The sequence below is a fragment of the Serratia sp. NA_112.1 genome (assembly GCF_052691715.1).
Genome location: NZ_JBQZFO010000004.1, coordinates 172,063 through 188,446 on the forward strand (window position 1 = coordinate 172,063; position 16,384 = coordinate 188,446).

General features: G+C 57.9%; 17 protein-coding genes and 1 pseudogene. 13 read left to right on the forward strand and 5 right to left on the reverse strand.

Going from position 1 to position 16,384, the window contains the following annotated elements:
* The first annotated feature begins 14 nt into the window (after positions 1-14).
* Positions 15-665, forward strand: a complete 651-nt coding sequence (locus ACUTQ5_RS10925; RefSeq protein WP_445651263.1) for a MotA/TolQ/ExbB proton channel family protein — start codon at positions 15-17, stop codon at positions 663-665.
* Complete coding sequence (locus ACUTQ5_RS10930) at positions 658-1,908, forward strand: phospholipase D-like domain-containing protein (protein ID WP_445651264.1); 1,251 nt, start codon at positions 658-660, stop codon at positions 1,906-1,908. The genes ACUTQ5_RS10925 and ACUTQ5_RS10930 overlap by 8 nt, the downstream gene beginning before the upstream one ends.
* Positions 1,909-1,942: 34 nt before the next feature.
* Here ACUTQ5_RS10930 and ACUTQ5_RS10935 read toward each other — a convergent pair whose 3' ends face one another.
* From ACUTQ5_RS10935 to ACUTQ5_RS10945, 3 genes are read right to left on the reverse strand one after another with little or no spacing between them, the layout of a single operon-like run.
* Positions 1,943-2,071 carry a hypothetical protein gene (locus tag ACUTQ5_RS10935; protein WP_445651265.1) on the reverse strand — a complete coding sequence of 43 codons (129 nt, stop codon included), beginning with the start codon at positions 2,069-2,071 and terminating at the stop codon, positions 1,943-1,945.
* A 3-nt stretch (positions 2,072-2,074) separates the two neighbouring features.
* Positions 2,075-3,583: a CoA-acylating methylmalonate-semialdehyde dehydrogenase gene (locus tag ACUTQ5_RS10940; protein ID WP_445651266.1), complete on the reverse strand. Its 1,509-nt coding sequence runs from the start codon at positions 3,581-3,583 to the stop codon at positions 2,075-2,077.
* 15 nt (positions 3,584-3,598) lie between these two features.
* Entirely contained in the window at positions 3,599-4,939 is a 1,341-nt protein-coding gene (locus tag ACUTQ5_RS10945; RefSeq protein ID WP_445651267.1) for an aspartate aminotransferase family protein, read from the reverse strand.
* A 135-nt stretch (positions 4,940-5,074) separates the two neighbouring features.
* Here ACUTQ5_RS10945 and ACUTQ5_RS10950 point away from each other — a divergent pair, with 135 nt between their 5' ends.
* A complete protein-coding gene (locus ACUTQ5_RS10950) occupies positions 5,075-6,004 on the forward strand; it encodes a LysR family transcriptional regulator (protein ID WP_445651268.1) in 930 nt (309 codons plus the stop codon).
* A gap of 134 nt (positions 6,005-6,138) precedes the next feature.
* Here ACUTQ5_RS10950 and ACUTQ5_RS10955 read toward each other — a convergent pair whose 3' ends face one another.
* Complete coding sequence (locus ACUTQ5_RS10955; RefSeq protein WP_445651269.1) at positions 6,139-7,266, reverse strand: iron-containing alcohol dehydrogenase; 1,128 nt, start codon at positions 7,264-7,266, stop codon at positions 6,139-6,141.
* 265 nt (positions 7,267-7,531) lie between these two features.
* On the opposite strand from ACUTQ5_RS10955, the gene ACUTQ5_RS10960 reads away from it, so the two are divergent.
* Positions 7,532-7,666 carry a hypothetical protein gene (locus ACUTQ5_RS10960; RefSeq protein ID WP_445651472.1) on the forward strand — a complete coding sequence of 45 codons (135 nt, stop codon included), beginning with the start codon at positions 7,532-7,534 and terminating at the stop codon, positions 7,664-7,666.
* A gap of 70 nt (positions 7,667-7,736) precedes the next feature.
* Positions 7,737-7,883, forward strand: a pseudogene (locus ACUTQ5_RS10965) (FAD-dependent oxidoreductase); the annotation flags it as partial.
* 118 nt (positions 7,884-8,001) lie between these two features.
* Here the strand turns inward: ACUTQ5_RS10965 and hpaR are convergent.
* Entirely contained in the window at positions 8,002-8,457 is a 456-nt protein-coding gene (hpaR, locus tag ACUTQ5_RS10970; protein WP_445651270.1) for a homoprotocatechuate degradation operon regulator HpaR, read from the reverse strand.
* Positions 8,458-8,816: 359 nt separating this feature from the next.
* On the opposite strand from hpaR, the gene ACUTQ5_RS10975 reads away from it, so the two are divergent.
* The 8 genes from ACUTQ5_RS10975 (at position 8,817) to hpaX (ending at position 16,292) form a co-directional block, all read left to right on the forward strand.
* A complete protein-coding gene (locus tag ACUTQ5_RS10975; protein WP_445651271.1) occupies positions 8,817-9,449 on the forward strand; it encodes a fumarylacetoacetate hydrolase family protein in 633 nt (210 codons plus the stop codon).
* A complete protein-coding gene (locus tag ACUTQ5_RS10980; protein WP_445651272.1) occupies positions 9,446-10,210 on the forward strand; it encodes a fumarylacetoacetate hydrolase family protein in 765 nt (254 codons plus the stop codon). The genes ACUTQ5_RS10975 and ACUTQ5_RS10980 overlap by 4 nt, the downstream gene beginning before the upstream one ends.
* Positions 10,207-11,661: a 5-carboxymethyl-2-hydroxymuconate semialdehyde dehydrogenase gene (gene hpaE / locus ACUTQ5_RS10985; RefSeq protein WP_445651273.1), complete on the forward strand. Its 1,455-nt coding sequence runs from the start codon at positions 10,207-10,209 to the stop codon at positions 11,659-11,661. Before ACUTQ5_RS10980 ends, hpaE begins: the two co-directional genes overlap by 4 nt.
* 357 nt (positions 11,662-12,018) lie before the next feature.
* Positions 12,019-12,876: a 3,4-dihydroxyphenylacetate 2,3-dioxygenase gene (gene hpaD / locus ACUTQ5_RS10990; protein ID WP_445651274.1), complete on the forward strand. Its 858-nt coding sequence runs from the start codon at positions 12,019-12,021 to the stop codon at positions 12,874-12,876.
* A 9-nt stretch (positions 12,877-12,885) separates the two neighbouring features.
* A complete protein-coding gene (locus tag ACUTQ5_RS10995) occupies positions 12,886-13,272 on the forward strand; it encodes a 5-carboxymethyl-2-hydroxymuconate Delta-isomerase (RefSeq protein WP_445651275.1) in 387 nt (128 codons plus the stop codon).
* Positions 13,273-13,282: 10 nt separating this feature from the next.
* On the forward strand, positions 13,283-14,086 hold the full coding sequence (gene hpaH / locus ACUTQ5_RS11000; RefSeq protein WP_445651276.1) for a 2-oxo-hept-4-ene-1,7-dioate hydratase: 804 nt from the start codon (positions 13,283-13,285) through the stop codon (positions 14,084-14,086).
* Positions 14,087-14,096: 10 nt separating this feature from the next.
* The gene (gene hpaI, locus ACUTQ5_RS11005) at positions 14,097-14,891 is read left to right on the forward strand and encodes a 4-hydroxy-2-oxoheptanedioate aldolase (protein WP_445651277.1); all 795 of its coding nucleotides are present in this window, start codon (positions 14,097-14,099) and stop codon (positions 14,889-14,891) included.
* A 30-nt stretch (positions 14,892-14,921) separates the two neighbouring features.
* Positions 14,922-16,292 (forward strand): 4-hydroxyphenylacetate permease, encoded by a 1,371-nt coding sequence (gene hpaX, locus ACUTQ5_RS11010; protein WP_445651278.1) that lies wholly within the window; start codon positions 14,922-14,924, stop codon positions 16,290-16,292.
* The last annotated feature ends 92 nt before the right edge of the window (positions 16,293-16,384 follow it).

The window sequence follows — 16,384 nt, forward strand, 5'->3', positions numbered from 1 at the left end:
TTGAGGGGTATGTTATGAATGCCAATTTATTGCACGACATTATTTTCTACGTGATGTACGCCGCGCTGGCGATTGCGCTGGTGATCATTGTTGAGCGCGCGCTGTATTTCGCCTACACCCAGCGCCAGGCCCGTCGGTTGGAGCAGGCGCTGACGCCGGACGTGCATCGCGCCGCCGATCTGCCGGATGAAGTGACACAGCGCAACAGCCTGCCGCTGGCGGTGATCGCACCGGTACTGGAGCAGAAGCACCGCGCCGGTGACCGCGAAGCGATAGGGGATCTGGTCGACGCGCAGTACCTGTTGAGCAAACCGCTGATGGCGCGTGGTCTGTGGCTGCTGGAAACCATCGTCACCGCCGCCCCGCTGTTGGGGCTGTTGGGCACGGTGATGGGGATTATCGAAACCTTTAAGGCGCTGGCCGCTTCCGGGGTGTCCGAACCTAGCCTGGTATCCGCCGGCATGGGTACCGCGCTGTACGCCACCGGGCTGGGGATCGCCATTGCGCTGTTGTGCCTGGTGGGCAACAACTACCTGCAAAGCCGCATGGAGCGCATCAACGAACTGCTGAAAGTGTTGTTGATCCGTGCCGGGGCACCGGCCAGCCGCCCGGAAAACGGCAGTCGCGAGCAATGGGTTGACAGTGAGGCTCCGCGCTATGCCTAATGGCCATCAACCACGGCGGCCATTAGGTCGCCTTTACACGGCGTTATGGGGTGGCTGTCTGTTGATGTTGAGCCAGAGTGCGACGGCGCGTTTTGATATTCCCGGTTACGAGCTGGTGTATACCGCGCCGGTGGAAACCGCTTTGCAGGCGGATGACCTGCGTAACACCGCGCAGGTGTGGCAGCAGATGTTCGATGTGGCGAAAACCCGCATCGATCTGGGTCAGTTCTACGTGGCGAACCAACAGGGTTCGCTGCTGGATGGCGTGCTGCAACACTTGAAGGCGGCGGGCGAACGTGGGGTGAAAATCCGCTTTCTGATGGAAGAGAAGGGCATCCGTATCTCTACCCCCGAGACGCTGGAACAGCTTAAGGCGATCCCTAATCTGGAACTGCGCATTATTCCTTATCAACGGCTGAGCGGCGGTATTTTGCATGCCAAATACCTGCTGGTGGACGGTGAGCAGGCATTTGTCGGCAGCCAGAATTTTGACTGGCGTGCGCTGGCGCATATCCATGAAACCGGGCTGCGCATTAGCGATGCTGGGGTGGTCGGGCAGATCCAGGCGATCTTCGAGCAGGATTGGCAAGCTCAGGCTTTGCTGACGGCGGATAAGCCAGTGTCGCCACTGCCTTACCGGCCGAGTCCCGAAACGCTGCAGGGTAACTATCTGGTCGCCAGTCCGCGCGCCTATAATCCGGCTGGGGTGATTGACTCGCAGGTGGAGTTGCCGCGCTTGCTGGCAACCGCCAAACAGCGCGTACGGGTACAGGTGATGGACTACGCGCCACTGTCCTTTGGCCCGGAACACAGCCGACCTTACTACGCGGTGATCGACAATGCCCTGCGCAGCGCCGCCGCCCGTGGTGTGAAGATCGAGCTGATGGTCGCCAACTGGAACACCAAAAAACCGGATATCGCCTGGCTGAAAAGTTTGGCCCTGGTGCCTAATGTGCAGATAAAGATCGTCACCATTCCCCCTGCCAGCAGCGGATTCATTCCTTTTGCACGGGTGATCCACAGCAAGATAATGACCATCGACGGCGAAACGGCGTGGATCGGCACCAGCAACTGGACCGGCGGTTATCTGGATAACTCGCGCAATCTGGAACTGGTGCTGCACAGCCCGGTGATGAGCCAGCGAGTGGATAAGCTCTACAGCCAGCTATGGGACAGCGTTTACGCCGAACCGCTCAAGCTCGATTATGACTACCCGGCTCCCAAACCGGGCGGTGAGTCCTGACTGACTCAGGGCGCGCTATGCCGCGCCCCCACTCTTAACCTCGCCAGTCGGCTTGTTCCAGCGGGGCAATGACGAAGATCGAACTGGCCGGTGTGACGCCGGAGGCGGTGATCATCACCACGTCGAGGACGCTGAGATTGCCTTTGAATTTATGTTCTGTCATGGCTCAATCCTGCCCGGATGGGAAACTGAAGCTGGCATATTGGGCATCGCTGGAGGATGGCCAGCGCTGGGTGATGGTTTTGCGTTTGGTGTAAAAGCGCACCGCATCCGGGCCGTAGGCGTGCAGGTCACCGAACAGCGAACGTTTCCAGCCGCCAAAGGAGTGGTAGGCCACCGGTACCGGCAGGGCGACGTTAATCCCCACCATGCCGACCTGAATATGGCTGGAGAAGTAGCGCGCTGCCTCGCCGTCTCGGGTGAACAGGCAGGTGCCGTTGCCGTATTCATGGGCATCAATCAGCGCCATCGCTTCTTTCAGCGAGCCGACCCGTACCACGCCCAGCACCGGGCCGAAGATCTCTTCCTGATAAATTCGCATGCCGGGCCGCACATGGTCAAACAGCGTCGGGCCGAGGAAATACCCCTGACTGAGCAGCCCGCTGTCGTCCCGCACCTGTAGCTCGCGGCCGTCGACTACCAGGCTGGCACCTTCCTCAACGCCCTGGCTGATATAGCTTTTCACCTTCTGATAATGATCGTGAGTGACCAGCGGCCCCATGTCGTTGCGGCTGTCGCTGCCTGCGCCCACTCGCATGTTGATCATTTGCTGTTGCAGCCCGGCGAGCAGTGCGTCGGCGGTGTCATTGCCCACGGCCACTACCAGCGGGATTGCCATACAGCGCTGCCCGCAGGAACCGAAGGCCGCCCCCATCAGCGCGCTGACGCTCCCGGCGATGTCGGCGTCCGGCAATACTACCGCGTGGTTTTTTGCCCCGCCCAAGGCCTGCACCCGTTTGTTTTGGCCGCAGCCGGTGTGATAAATATGCTCCGCTACCGGCGTCGATCCGACAAAACTCACCGCTTTAACGCGTGGGTCGTGCAGCAGGGTTTCTACCGCCTCGCGGTCGCCATTGACCAGATTCAGCACGCCCGGTGGTAGCCCGGCCTCTGACGCCAGTTGGGCGATATACAGCGTGGAGGAAGGCACGCGCTCCGAGGGTTTCAGCACAAAGGTATTGCCGCACACCACCGCCATTGGCCACATCCACAGCGGTACCATCGCCGGGAAGTTAAACGGCGTGATGCCCGCCACCACCCCCAGCGGCTGGAATTCGCTCCAGCTGTCGATACCCGGCCCGGCGTCCTTGCTGTGTTCGCCTTTCAGCAGCTCCGGCGCATAGCTGGCGTACTCAATATTTTCGATGCCACGCTGCAGTTCACCCATGGCGTCGCTGAGCACCTTGCCGTGCTCGGCGGTAATCAACTGACAGATGTGGTCGGCGTGCTGCTCCAGCAATGCTTTCAGGCGGATCATGATCCTGGCTCGCTTCAGCGGCGGGGTATCGCGCCAGGCCGGGTAGGCCTGCTCGGCAGCATCGATGGCGCTTTCCACCGTGGCCCGGTCGGCCAGCAACACTTCCTGTTGTGACTGCCCGGTCGCCGGATCGAATACCGGCTGGCTGCGGCTGCCGCCGATGGCGGACTGACCGTTGATCCAATGTGCAATAGGCATGGCATTCGCTCCTGATTATTCGGTTGCGTTGATGGCGTCACCCAGGGCGTTGAGCAACGAATCGATCTGCGCCTCGCTGCTGATAAACGGTGGGGCCAGCTGCAGGGTGTCGCCGCCGTAGCGGACATAGAATCCTTTTTCCCAGCAGCGCATCGCCACCTCATACGGCCTGCGGGCCACTTCCCCCGGCCGTGCCGCCAGCGTGATGCCGGCGGCCAGACCAAAGTTGCGAATGTCGGTGACGTGGCGGCAACCCTGTAAACCATGCACCGCCTGTTCGAAGTAGGGGGCCAGTGCCTGCACTCGCTCAATCATCTGTTCGCGTTCAATGATATCCAGCGTCGCCAGTCCCACGGCGCAGCTGACCGGATGGGCGGAATAGGTGTAGCCGTGCGGGAACTCAAGCAAGTACTCGGGTTCATCGGTGGCCATAAAGGCCTGATAAATCTCTGGCCGTACCACCACCGCACCCATAGGCTGCGCGCCGTTGGTCACCTGTTTGGCGATATTCATGATGTCCGGCGTGACGCCGAAGGCTTCGGCACCGGTCAGGGCACCGCAGCGGCCGAAGGCAGTGATCACTTCGTCAAAAATCAGCAGGATATTGTGTTGAGTGCAGATCTCGCGGATGCGTTGCAGATAGCCGACCGGTGGCACAATCACCCCGGCGGAGCCGGAGAACGGCTCGATAATCACCGCAGCGATGGTCGAGGCATCGCGCAGCGTGATGATCCGGTTCAGCTCTTCCGCCAGTTCGGCCCCCTGTTCGGGCATGCCGCGTGAAAAGGCATTACCTGCCAGCAGGGTATGCGGCAGATGATCCGCTTCGGCGCTGGCACCAAAGGCTTTCCGGTTTCCGGCGATACCCCCTACCGCAATGCCACCGAAGTTAACGCCGTGGTAGCCCTTTTCGCGGCCGATAAAACAGGTTTTGCCTGCCTGACCTTTGGCCCGCCAGTAGGCGCGTGCCATTTTTAACGAGGTGTCCGCCGCTTCAGAGCCGGAGCCGGTGAAAAACACATAGTCCAGCCCGGCAGGCGTCATGGCTTTAATCTTGTTGGCCAGTTCGAAAGATAATGCATGGCCAAACTGAAACGCCGGGGAATAATCCAGCCGGGAAAGTTGTCGGTAGGCCGCCTCGGCAATTTCCGTGCGGCCATGACCCAAGCCGCAGCACCAGAGTCCGGATAAACCGTCAAAAATTTTGCGGCCGTCCTGGCTGGTATAATAAACGCCTTCCGCGTGGCTTATCATTCGTGGGTTGGCTTTAAAATTGCGGTTGCCGGTAAAGGGCATCCAATGAGCGTCTAACCATTCACGTTCGGGTTTATTTTCAGGGTGATTTAAATCAGCCATTTTTCCCTCCGGGCGGGAGAATCGATGAGGTTAATTAAATAACCTGGCGTGTTAATGAATTGTTGCTTTAAATTGACTATGTGCCGCTTCTTCACTAATGTGAATAATCAAATATCGAAACTTACTTAAGGTTTTATGCAAGTAAAAAAGCGTGCGATTTTAGGGCAGTTGTCGGATATGGATCTGCGCTTGCTGCGGGTGTTTAAGGTGGTGGTCGACTGTGGTGGCATGAGCGCCGCCGAACTGGAGCTGAATATCAGCCTGTCGACCATCAGCAAACATATCAAGGATCTGGAGCAGCGGCTGGGGTTGACGCTATGCCGCCGCGGGCGCGAGGGGTTTGCGGTCACTGACGAAGGGCTGCTGATTTACCAGGAAACAATCAATCTGTTGGCGGCAACCGAGGCTTTTCGCCGAGGGGTGGATGACGTACACCAGCGCCTGGGCGGGCAACTGCACGTGGCGATATTCGACCATACCGTCAGCAATCCGCAGGCGCATATTGGCCGGGCGATTGCGTTATTTAGCGAGCAGGCACCGGAAGTGTCTTTGCAAATGTATGTGGAGCCAATAAATACCATTGAACGCGGCGTTATTGACGGTCAATTTCAGATTGGCATTATTCCCATGCACCGCAGTGCGGAAAGTTTATCTTATAGTTCATTATTTAGTGAGAGGATGTTCTTATATTGCGGCGCGCAACATGAGTTATTTTCCGCTAATCACGACGCGCTGAATTGGGATCTGTTGCACAATTATGCCTTTGCCGGCTTGGGCTATCACTCGCCGAATATGGAACTGAGTCTGCAGCAGCATTTGCAGCGCAAGGCGACGGGCTTTGCCCAGGAATCTATCGCCACCTTAATCCTCTCCGGCAAGTATGTGGGCTTTCTGCCCGACCACTATGCGGCGTTTTTTGTCGCGCAGAATATGATGCGGGCGATCAAACCGGCGTTGTTCCGTTACCATTGCGAGTATTCCAGCGTACTGCGGCGTTCACCCAGCCCTCAGCGGGTCGTCAAGCTGTTCCACGAATGCCTGCTGATGACCCATGGAACAGCCTAATGTTTATTGCTCTTTCTTCTTGCCAAAAATCTTGATTAGCACGCCGACCAGGATGCCGATGGCGATACCGGTGAAAATCCAGCTGATAATACCCATTTCCTATCTCCCGCTATTACTTTGATCGAATTATATAATCATTCAACGCGGAAAGCGCCTTCGATCATTAGCTGCCGCTGCGGCGCGCTGTAGTCGAGCAGTGAGTTTTTGCTGTTGGATTTTGCCAGCGTGACCGCCAGTTCGTCGGCGGTGATCGGCAGATCGTCCTGCCAGAAGCTGGCGATGGCGTTACGGGTAATAAAGTCGATCAAATAGCGCTCAGGGCTGTCTTGTTGGTCGGGGAACAGGCGGGCGGCAAGTTCGGCCATCAGGGCTCGTTGCTGTGGTTGGTCGCTTTGCGCCAGCAGTTCGAGGAACGGCAACAGCAGGCGGCCGCAGACCTGGCCGTGGTGATAATCACGCAAGGCGCCTATCTCGCCGGCAATGCCGTGGATCACCCCCAAACCTGCGGCGCTCAGCGTCAGTCCGCCAAGGTAGGAGGCCTGTAAAATGTCCTCGCGTGCCTGGGCACTGCGGTTGAGTGTTGGCCAGGCGAGCAGGAAATGGCGAATGCCGGTCAGCGACATTTCGCGCGTCATGGCGTTGGCGGTTTTGGACAAGTAGGCTTCGAACAAATGAGTGAAGGCGTCGATGGCACAATAGGCCAGCACCTTGTCCGGCGCGCCTTCCAGCAATTGCGGATCCAGAATGGCGGTATGCGGCACAAAGTTGTTATGGCGCAGCGAGGCTTTCACCTTGCCCAATTGAGTGTCGGTGATCACCGCGTTCTGGGTGACTTCGCTGCCGGTACCGGCGGTGGTCGGAATGGCGATCAGCGGCAGCGTGGCTCCGCTGATTTTGGTGTCGCCGATCTTTTCCATATAGCGCAGGGTCGGCAGCGGGTGCTCCACCAGGGCAGCGAACGCCTTGGCGGCATCCAGCACGCTGCCACCGCCGATGGCGACGACACGCTGCGCTTTTCCGCGCCAGCGTGCCACCCAGGCGTCAATCTCTTGCGGTGAGGCCTCGTGGCTGACGATCTCGGTGCCAATCAGCAGTGGCGTTAGTGCATCAGTCAGAGAAGAGTACACCGCGCCATTGAGGAACGAACGGCAGCTAAACAGCAGCGTCGGTTGCGGTTCAGCGGTCAGTAGCGGGATCAGTTGGCTGATACTGCCGTGGCCGAACCAGGTATGGCGGTTGGCTATCGTCAGGCTGGTCGTCATGGTCTCTCCTTGGCGCGCGAAAACTCCAGCATAATCCAGCCTCTGCGGCTGAACCACTGCTTTTCACTGCCTGAAAGGCCTTCCATTAATATATTAATCCAGCGTCTCTGAACCAGACGGCAATAACCGGGCGAAGGTGTAATTTGTTTAACATGTAAACAATTGTGCTTTTGCATTTGCGCTATTGAGTGTTTTCTATAACAAGCAGGCCAAGGCATAGCCGAAATAAAGTTATTGTTAATTTATTAATAATTGCGAGGCGAAGATGAATATTCAGGTCGAAAGATTATCGGCAGTGATCGACGCGGTGGCGACGGCATGCTTCCATCCCAGCCTGCTGCTGGCCACACCGCTGCGTCGCAGCGCCTGGGTGTTAATTATTTGTTGCGAATGTCCCTAAGGGGACATAGTGGCCACCGGGCCGCTTGCTGATAATCCGATGACAGAGCTGGGTCATCGGGAGTGCGGCAGTGAATAATGATATCGAATCCTTAACCTATTACGCGGCAACCAAAAAGTACGATCTGCGCTTCCCGACGCTGGAAGAGGATCTGGACGTTGACGTGGTGATCATCGGCGGTGGCTTCTCCGGCATCAATACTGCGCTGGAGCTGGCGGCGGCCTATATCGCCGGCTAAACGCTGGTGGTGGATAGCGGCGCATGACTACCCGAGGCTCATCCGTAAGAGACGAACAGGTTCGTCCCGATTTATACGGGCGCAGCAGGCAGCGCTCCTAAAGCTTTTTAGTTGGATGGGCGGTCACATTGGCGGGCAGTTGGTCGCCAAGCCGGATCAGTTCGTCCAGCAAGGTCATCAGTTGGCCCATTTTCTGCTGTGAAAAGGCGGCTTCAATCTCACCGTAGCCCTGTTCCACCTGATGGCGGGCCACTTCATATAGTTCCTGGCCCTGCTGGGTCAGCGACACATACAGCTTGCGCTGATCGTTAACCGGCTTCAGGCGGAAGATCAGCTTGTCGCGCTCCATGCGCGACAAGATGCCGGTCAGGCTGGGGCGCAGAATGCAGGTTTCTGCCGCCAACTCGTGGAACTCAATTGAACGGCTGTTGGCCAACACGCGAATGATGCGCCACTGCTGCTCGGTCAGATTATGGCTTTTCAGGATCGGGCGAAAAAAGCCCATGGCGGTTTCACGCGCTTGCAGCAGGGCAATGGTTAAGGACTCATGCATAGATTTGGCCTTGGCTATAAAGGTGTTCGTTATTCTGGCATTTACTGTTGTGGCTCAGCAGGTGGCCGTACGGACACTGCAATACCCCCATCGGTAAATCCTGATTTTATTAATAACTTAATAGTAGCCAAGTTTACCCGGATGGATAAAGCGAAAACGCATCTGCAGCGGTAAAAATCACCTAAAAATGATTAATTCGTTGAATAATCACACCAATGTTTATGGGGTGTGAATATTTTGTTATCACGATCACAAATCAATCCACCCGCGTTGCGTAAAAGCTGAACAGTGTATAAAAGTATTTATTAACATATTAATGAATACAGAATTGCCCTGTTGTGTCATTGAAAGGAGTTTGCATGAAAGGCACCGTATTTTCCGTCGCGTTGAATCACCGCAGCCAGATAGACGCCTGGGATCAGGCGTTTCATCAGCCGCCGTATAAAACCCCGCCCAAGACCCCGGTGTGGTTTATCAAACCGCGCAATACCCACCTCGCCAACGGCGGGGCGATCCCGTTCCCGGCCGGTGAGAAGGTGCAGAGCGGCGCTACGCTGGCGGTAGTGATCGGCAACACCGCCCGCAAGGTGCCGGCCGAGCGGGTGGCGGACTATCTGGCCGGTTATGCGCTGGCCAACGACGTCAGCCTGCCGGAAAGCAGCTTTTACCGCCCGGCGATCAAGGCGAAGTGCCGCGACGGTTTTTGTCCGCTGGGGGATATCGGCCAGCTGTCGGCAACCGGCAAGCTTGAGATCGTCACCGAAATTAACGGCGTGGAGCGGGATCGCTGGTCGACGGCCGATCTGGTGCGCTCGGTGCCTGAACTGATCGCCGCCATCAGCGATTTTATTACCCTGCAACCGGGCGACGCGGTACTGATCGGCACGCCGCACCAACGGGTGGAGATCAAACCTGGGGATGAAGTGACGGTACGCGCCGCCGGTCTGCCGACCCTGACCAACCGCGTGACGCAGGCAGGAGCATTATCATGAGACACGCCCGTATTCGCCATTATGGCCAGATCGTTAACGCCCGCGTGGATGACCAGCTGCGCGTTACCCTGCCGGACGGCACTGTGTTGCAGGAGCGGGACGTCGAGTGGCTGCCGCCGGCGCAGGGCACGGTGTTTGCCCTGGGCCTCAATTACGCCGACCACGCCAGCGAGCTGGAATTCAAGGCGCCGGAAGAGCCGCTGGTGTTCCTGAAAGCGCCGAACACCCTGACCGGCCACCGCCAGGTGTCGGTGCGCCCGGCCGGCGTGGAATACATGCACTACGAAGCCGAGTTGGTGGTCGTGATCGGTAAAACCGCCCGCAACGTCAGCCGCGAAGACGCCATGGACTATGTGGCCGGTTACACGCTGTGCAACGACTACGCCATCCGCGATTATCTGGAAAATTACTACCGCCCGAACCTGCGGGTGAAAAGCCGCGACACCCTGACGCCCATTGGGCCGTACATCGTCGATCGCGATGATATTGCCGATCCGCACCGCCTGGCGCTCAGCACCTACGTCAACGGCGAGCTGCGCCAGCGTGGCAGCACCGCCGACATGATTTTCGATATCCCTTTTCTGATCGCTTACCTGAGTGAATTTATGACGCTGCAACCGGGCGACATGATCGCCACCGGCACGCCGAAAGGGCTGGCCGACGTGCAGCCGGGCGACGAGGTGGTGGTGGAAATCGAGGGCATCGGCTGTCTGGTTAACCACATCATTAGTGAAAAAGATTACGAGGAAAGCCTGAGATGAAAACCATCAACCATTGGATCAACGGCAAGAACGTCGCCAGCAAAGACTATTTCACCACCACCAACCCGGCCAACGGTGAGGTGTTGGCGGAAGTGGCATCCGGCGGGCAACTGGAAATCGACCAGGCGGTGGCTGCCGCCAAGGCGGCTTTCCCGAAATGGGCCAATACGCCAATGAAAGAGCGTGCGCGCCTGATGCGTCGCCTGGGCGAACTGATCGACGAGAACGTGCCGCAGATCGCCGAGATGGAAACCGCCGATACTGGCTTGCCAATCCACCAAACCAAAAACGTGCTGATCCCGCGTGCCTCGCACAACTTTGAGTTCTTCGCCGAGATCTGTCAGCAGATGAACGGCCGCACCTACCCGGTGGACGACAAGATGCTCAACTACACGCTGATTCAGCCGGTCGGAGTGTGTGCGCTGGTGTCGCCATGGAACGTACCTTTCATGACCGCCACTTGGAAAACCGCGCCTTGTCTGGCGCTGGGCAATACTGCGGTGCTGAAAATGTCCGAGCTGTCGCCGCTGACCGCCGATCGTCTGGGCGAACTGGCGCTGGAAGCCGGTATTCCGGCTGGGGTGCTCAACGTGGTGCAAGGTTATGGCTCTACCGCCGGGGATGCGCTGGTGCGCCATAAAGACGTGCGCGCCGTTTCCTTTACCGGCGGTACCGCTACCGGCCGCCGGATTATTGAAAGCGCCGGGCTGAAGAAGTTTTCCATGGAGCTGGGCGGCAAATCGCCGGTGCTGATTTTTGAGGATGCCGACATCGAACGCGCGCTGGATGCCGCGTTGTTCACCATTTTCTCGATCAACGGTGAACGCTGCACCGCCGGGTCGCGCATCTTTATTCAGGAGAGCATCTACCCGGAATTCGTCAAACGCTTCGCCGAGCGCGCCAACCGCCTGCGGGTGGGGGATCCACAGGATCCCTACACGCAGGTCGGGGCGTTGATCAGCCCGCAGCACTGGGAAAAAGTTTCCGGCTATATCCGCCTTGGCATCGAAGAAGGGGCAACCCTGCTGGCCGGCGGCCCGGATAAACCGGCCGGTCTGATCCACGGCAACTTCCTGCGCCCGACGGTGCTGGCGGATGTCGATAACCGGATGCGCATTGCGCAGGAGGAGATTTTCGGGCCGGTGGCCTGCCTGCTGCCGTTCAAATCAGAAGAAGACGGCCTGCGCATGGCCAACGACGTGGAATACGGCCTGGCGTCGTATATCTGGACGCAGGATGTGAGCAAGGTACTGCGTCTGGCCCGCAATATTGAAGCGGGCATGGTTTTCGTCAACACCCAAAACGTACGCGATCTGCGCCAGCCCTTTGGCGGCGTGAAATCCTCCGGCACCGGCCGCGAAGGCGGGGAATACAGCTTTGAAGTGTTCGCCGAGATGAAGAACGTGTGTATTTCCATGGGTGATCACCCGATCCCACGCTGGGGCGTTTGAGACAGATATAGGCAGGCTATTTTACTTGCCACTTTGTGGTTGGGCAGTGCTCAGACAAAGGTTTTAACCTTTGAACGCACATGGTGCGGCCCGGAGGGTGAACGTAGTGAATCATCCTCACGTACTACGTGTACGCTGCGGTTCTTGCGCGCTGTCCGCCCGCAAATTGGCTGCGACAATAACGTCTGTTGATACCGTTCCCGTATTTTAGAACTGAAAAATATCGCCAAAATCATTGGAGTTGCATCAAGGCGACCAGAGCGGGAATCCCCAGGAGCTTACTTAAGTCAGTGACTGGGGTGAGCGCTCGCAGTCTACACAGAGGCAGCTTCAAGGATGAAGGGGATAGGAGGTTGTATGGGTAAGTTAGCTTTAGCCGCCAAGATTACGCATGTTCCATCGATGTATCTGTCGGAAATGCCTGGAAAAAACCACGGGTGCCGCCAGGCGGCGATCGACGGTCACAAAGAGATCAGTGCGCGCTGCCGTGAAATGGGCGTCGACACCATTATTGTGTTCGACACTCACTGGCTGGTGAACAGCGCCTATCACATCAACTGCAGCCCGCATTTCGAAGGGCTGTATACCAGCAATGAACTGCCGCACTTTATCCGCGACATGACCTACGAATACGAAGGTAACCCGGCACTGGGTCAGTTGATTGCCGCTGAAGCCTGCAAACTCGGGGTACGCGCCAAAGCGCATGAGATCCCAAGCCTGAAGCTGGAGTACGGCACGTTGGTGCCGATGCGCTACATGAACAGCGACAAGCATTTCAAAGTGATCTCGATTTCGGCGTTTTGCACCGTGCATGACTTTGCCGACAGCCGCCTTTTGGGTGAGGCGATCAAAACCGCGATTGAGAAATACGACGGGACGGTGGCGGTATTGGCCAGCGGTTCACTTTCACATCGTTTCATCGACGACCAGCGTGCCGAAGAGGGCATGAACAGCTACACCCGCCAGTTTGACCAGCAGATGGATGAACGGGTGGTCAAGCTGTGGGAAGAAGGGCGCTTTCGCGAGTTTTGCGAAATGCTGCCGGAGTACGCCGACTACTGCTACGGCGAGGGCAACATGCATGACACCGTGATGCTGCTTGGCCTGCTGGGCTGGGACAACTATGACGGCAAGGTGGAGTTTGTTACCCCGCTGTTTGCCAGTTCCGGCACCGGGCAAGTCAACGCCATTTTCCCGCTGCCGGCCGAAGCCTGAGGAGTATCCATGCCCCATTTTTACGCTGAATGTACCGACAACATTCGCCGCGAGGCGGATTTGCCCGCGCTGTTCGCCAAGGTCAATCAGGCACTGGCGGACACCGGTCTTTTCCCACTGGCCGGGGTGCGCAGCCGTGCCATCTGGCTCGATACCTGGCAGATGGCCGACGGCCAGCGGGACTACGCTTTCGTGCATATGACATTGAAGATCGGCCACGGCCGCAGTCAGGAAAGCCGTGAGCAGGTGGGGGCGATGCTGTTCACCCTGATCACCGAGCACTTCGCCGAACTGATGGCCAACCGCTTTCTGGCGCTGTCGTTCGCCATGGAAGAGCTGCATCCGGTGCTGAACTACAAGCAAAACAATGTCCACGCGCTATTTCGGAAAGAGTAAGGGGCCGTCCATGTTGAATAAAGAGTTGGTGAGCCGTGCGGTGCAGCGTTTGCATCAGGCGGAACAGAACCGCGAGCAGATCCGTGCGTTGTCACTGGATCACCCCGAGATCACCATCGAAGACGCTTATGCCATTCAGCGGCAGTGGGTGGCGCTGAAAATCGCCGAGGGCCGCATGCTTAAGGGCCATAAAATCGGCCTGACGTCACGTGCTATGCAGGTCAGTTCGCAAATCACCGAACCGGATTTTGGCGCGCTGCTGGATGACATGTTTTTCAACGACGGCAGCGATATTCCGATCGATCGCTTTATCGTGCCACGCGTCGAGGTTGAACTGGCATTTGTATTGGCCAAACCGCTGCGCGGACCTAATTGCACGTTGTTCGACGTTTATAACGCGACTGATTACATCATCCCGGCGCTGGAGATCATCGATGCGCGCAGCCATAACGTCGATCCGGAAACTCAGCGCCCGCGCAAGGTGTTCGACACTATCTCCGATAACGCCGCCAATGCCGGTGTGGTGATGGGGGGGCGGCCGATTAAACCGGATGCGTTGGATCTGCGTTGGATCAGTGCGTTGTTGTACCGCAACGGGGTGATAGAAGAATCCGGCGTGGCGGCGGCGGTGTTGAACCATCCGGCCAATGGTGTGGCCTGGTTGGCCAACAAGCTGTTCCCGTATGACGTGGAGCTGGAAGCCGGACAGGTGATCCTCGGCGGCTCCTTTACCCGACCGGTGGCTGCACGACGCGGTGATACCTTCCATGCCGATTACGGCCCGATGGGCTGCATTAGCTGCCGGTTTGTTTAGGAGAAAATCAATGTTAATCAACGCGTTCAAGCAGGCTCTGCAGGAAAAACGCCCGCAGATCGGCCTGTGGTTGGGGCTGTGCAGTAGTTACAGTGCCGAACTGTTGGCCGGCTCCGGCTTTGACTGGTTGCTGATCGACGGCGAGCACGCGCCCAACAACGTACAAACGGTGCTGGGCCAGTTGCAGGCGATCGCGCCTTATCCGAGCCAACCGGTGGTACGCCCGGCGTGGAACGACGCGGTACTGATCAAGCAACTGTTGGACGTCGGTGCCCAGACGCTGCTGATCCCCATGATTCAAAACGCTGAACAGGCGCGTGAAGCGGTGCGTGCCACCCGTTATCCGCCACATGGGATACGCGGAGTCGGCAGTGCGCTAGCGCGTGCGTCACGCTGGAACCGGGTGCCGGATTATCTGCAACAGGCCGACGCACAGATGTGCGTATTGGTGCAGATTGAAACTCGTGAGGCGGTGAAAAACCTGGACGAGATCCTGCAGGTGGAAGGGGTCGACGGGGTGTTTATCGGCCCGGCAGATCTCAGTGCCGATATGGGTTATGCCGGTAATCCCCAACAGCCGGAGGTGCAACGCACCATCGACGATGCCATTGCGCGCATCAGCGCTGCCGGCAAGGCGCCGGGCATTCTGACCGCCAATCCTGAGCTGGCGCAGCATTATCTGGCGTCAGGCGCGCTGTTTGTCGCGGTAGGGGTGGATACCACCCTGTTGGCGCGGGCGGCGGAGTCCCTGGCCGGTCGTTTTAAGCAGGAGCGGCCACCCGTGCAATCCCCAAGCGTTTATTAGGTTGCCGGACGCAACCTCACTGGAGACACCATGAGCAACGTCGATTCGCTGCCGCCGGTCAACCCGGCGCAGCAACATAAAGCGTTAACCGCCACCGAACAATCGGTGATTAAAAAGTTATTTCGGCGACTGATTATTTTCCTGTTTGTGCTGTTTGTTTTCTCTTTCCTCGACCGCATCAATATCGGTTTCGCCGGGCTAACGATGGGCAAGGATCTCGGTCTCAGTTCGACCATGTTCGGTCTGGCAGCGACCCTGTTCTACGTCACCTATGTAATTTTCGGTATCCCGAGCAATATCATGCTGGGGATCGTCGGGGCGCGGCGCTGGATCGCCACCATCATGGTGCTGTGGGGCATCGCCTCAACCTGCACTCTGTTTGCCACCGGGCCAACCAGTCTGTATGTGCTGCGGATGATCGTCGGCATTACCGAGGCCGGCTTCCTGCCGGGTATTCTGGTGTATCTCACCTATTGGTTCCCAGCGTTTTACCGCGCCAGGGCCAACGCGCTGTTTATGATCGCCATGCCGGTGACGATGGCGATCGGCTCGCTGGTGTCCGGCTATATTCTGGCACTGGACGGGCTGATGAACCTTAAGGGCTGGCAATGGCTGTTCCTGGTAGAGGGTATTCCGTCGGTACTGTTGGGGGTGGCGGTATGGTTCTACCTGGACGATACCCCGGCCAAGGCCAAATGGCTGACCGACGAAGAAAAAACCAGTCTGAAAGCCATGATGGACGCCGACAAGCTGCAACTGGTGCAGCCCAATGGGCCAGGCAGTCATCGGGCGATGCAGCAGCGCAACCTGTGGCGGGAAATTTTCACGCCGATCGTGCTGATGTACACGCTGGCCTATTTCTGCCTGACCAATACCCTGAGCGCCATTAACATCTGGACACCGCAGATCCTGCAGAGCTTCAACCAGGGCAGCAGTAACATTGTGATCGGTATTCTGGCGGCGATCCCGCAAATCTGCACCATCGCCGGGATGATCTGGTGGAGCAAACGCTCGGATCGGTTGCAGGAGCGAAAATACCACACCACCCTGCCGTATCTGTTTGCTGCCGCCGGTTGGCTGCTGGCCTCAGCGACCGATCACAGCATGATCCAACTGCTGGGGATCGTCATGGCGTCAGTGGGGTCGTTCACCGCTATGGCCATCTTCTGGACTACGCCGGATCAGTCGATCAGCCTGGAGGCGCGGGCGATCGGGATCGCAGTGATCAACGCCACCGGCAATATAGGATCGGCGGTCAGCCCGCTATTGATTGGCTGGTTCAAGGATCTGACCGGCAGCTTTAACTCCGGGCTGTATTTCGTTGCGGCGCTGTTGATAGTGGGGGCGCTGATCGTCTGGCGTATTCCGATGCAAGGCTCGCGTCCACGGGCCACGCCATAAGCTTTACTTGCCATTTTGGCCTAGGGCAGTGCTCGGAACCCTTACGTACTGCGTGTACGCTCGGGTTCCTGTGCGCTGTCCATGGCCAAGCT

Bases quoted from the DNA above. Each gene is read 5' to 3' on its own strand.
- ACUTQ5_RS10925 (WP_445651263.1), top strand. From the start codon at position 15: ATGAATGCCAATTTATTGCACGACATTATTTTCTACGTGATGTACGCC.
- ACUTQ5_RS10930 (WP_445651264.1), top strand. From the start codon at position 658: ATGCCTAATGGCCATCAACCACGGCGGCCATTAGGTCGCCTTTACACG.
- ACUTQ5_RS10935 (WP_445651265.1), bottom strand. From the start codon at position 2,071: ATGACAGAACATAAATTCAAAGGCAATCTCAGCGTCCTCGACGTGGTG.
- ACUTQ5_RS10940 (WP_445651266.1), bottom strand. From the start codon at position 3,583: ATGCCTATTGCACATTGGATCAACGGTCAGTCCGCCATCGGCGGCAGC.
- ACUTQ5_RS10945 (WP_445651267.1), bottom strand. From the start codon at position 4,939: ATGGCTGATTTAAATCACCCTGAAAATAAACCCGAACGTGAATGGTTA.
- ACUTQ5_RS10950 (WP_445651268.1), top strand. From the start codon at position 5,075: ATGCAAGTAAAAAAGCGTGCGATTTTAGGGCAGTTGTCGGATATGGAT.
- ACUTQ5_RS10955 (WP_445651269.1), bottom strand. From the start codon at position 7,266: ATGACGACCAGCCTGACGATAGCCAACCGCCATACCTGGTTCGGCCAC.
- ACUTQ5_RS10960 (WP_445651472.1), top strand. From the start codon at position 7,532: ATGAATATTCAGGTCGAAAGATTATCGGCAGTGATCGACGCGGTGGCG.
- hpaR (WP_445651270.1), bottom strand. From the start codon at position 8,457: ATGCATGAGTCCTTAACCATTGCCCTGCTGCAAGCGCGTGAAACCGCC.
- ACUTQ5_RS10975 (WP_445651271.1), top strand. From the start codon at position 8,817: ATGAAAGGCACCGTATTTTCCGTCGCGTTGAATCACCGCAGCCAGATA.
- ACUTQ5_RS10980 (WP_445651272.1), top strand. From the start codon at position 9,446: ATGAGACACGCCCGTATTCGCCATTATGGCCAGATCGTTAACGCCCGC.
- hpaE (WP_445651273.1), top strand. From the start codon at position 10,207: ATGAAAACCATCAACCATTGGATCAACGGCAAGAACGTCGCCAGCAAA.
- hpaD (WP_445651274.1), top strand. From the start codon at position 12,019: ATGGGTAAGTTAGCTTTAGCCGCCAAGATTACGCATGTTCCATCGATG.
- ACUTQ5_RS10995 (WP_445651275.1), top strand. From the start codon at position 12,886: ATGCCCCATTTTTACGCTGAATGTACCGACAACATTCGCCGCGAGGCG.
- hpaH (WP_445651276.1), top strand. From the start codon at position 13,283: ATGTTGAATAAAGAGTTGGTGAGCCGTGCGGTGCAGCGTTTGCATCAG.
- hpaI (WP_445651277.1), top strand. From the start codon at position 14,097: ATGTTAATCAACGCGTTCAAGCAGGCTCTGCAGGAAAAACGCCCGCAG.
- hpaX (WP_445651278.1), top strand. From the start codon at position 14,922: ATGAGCAACGTCGATTCGCTGCCGCCGGTCAACCCGGCGCAGCAACAT.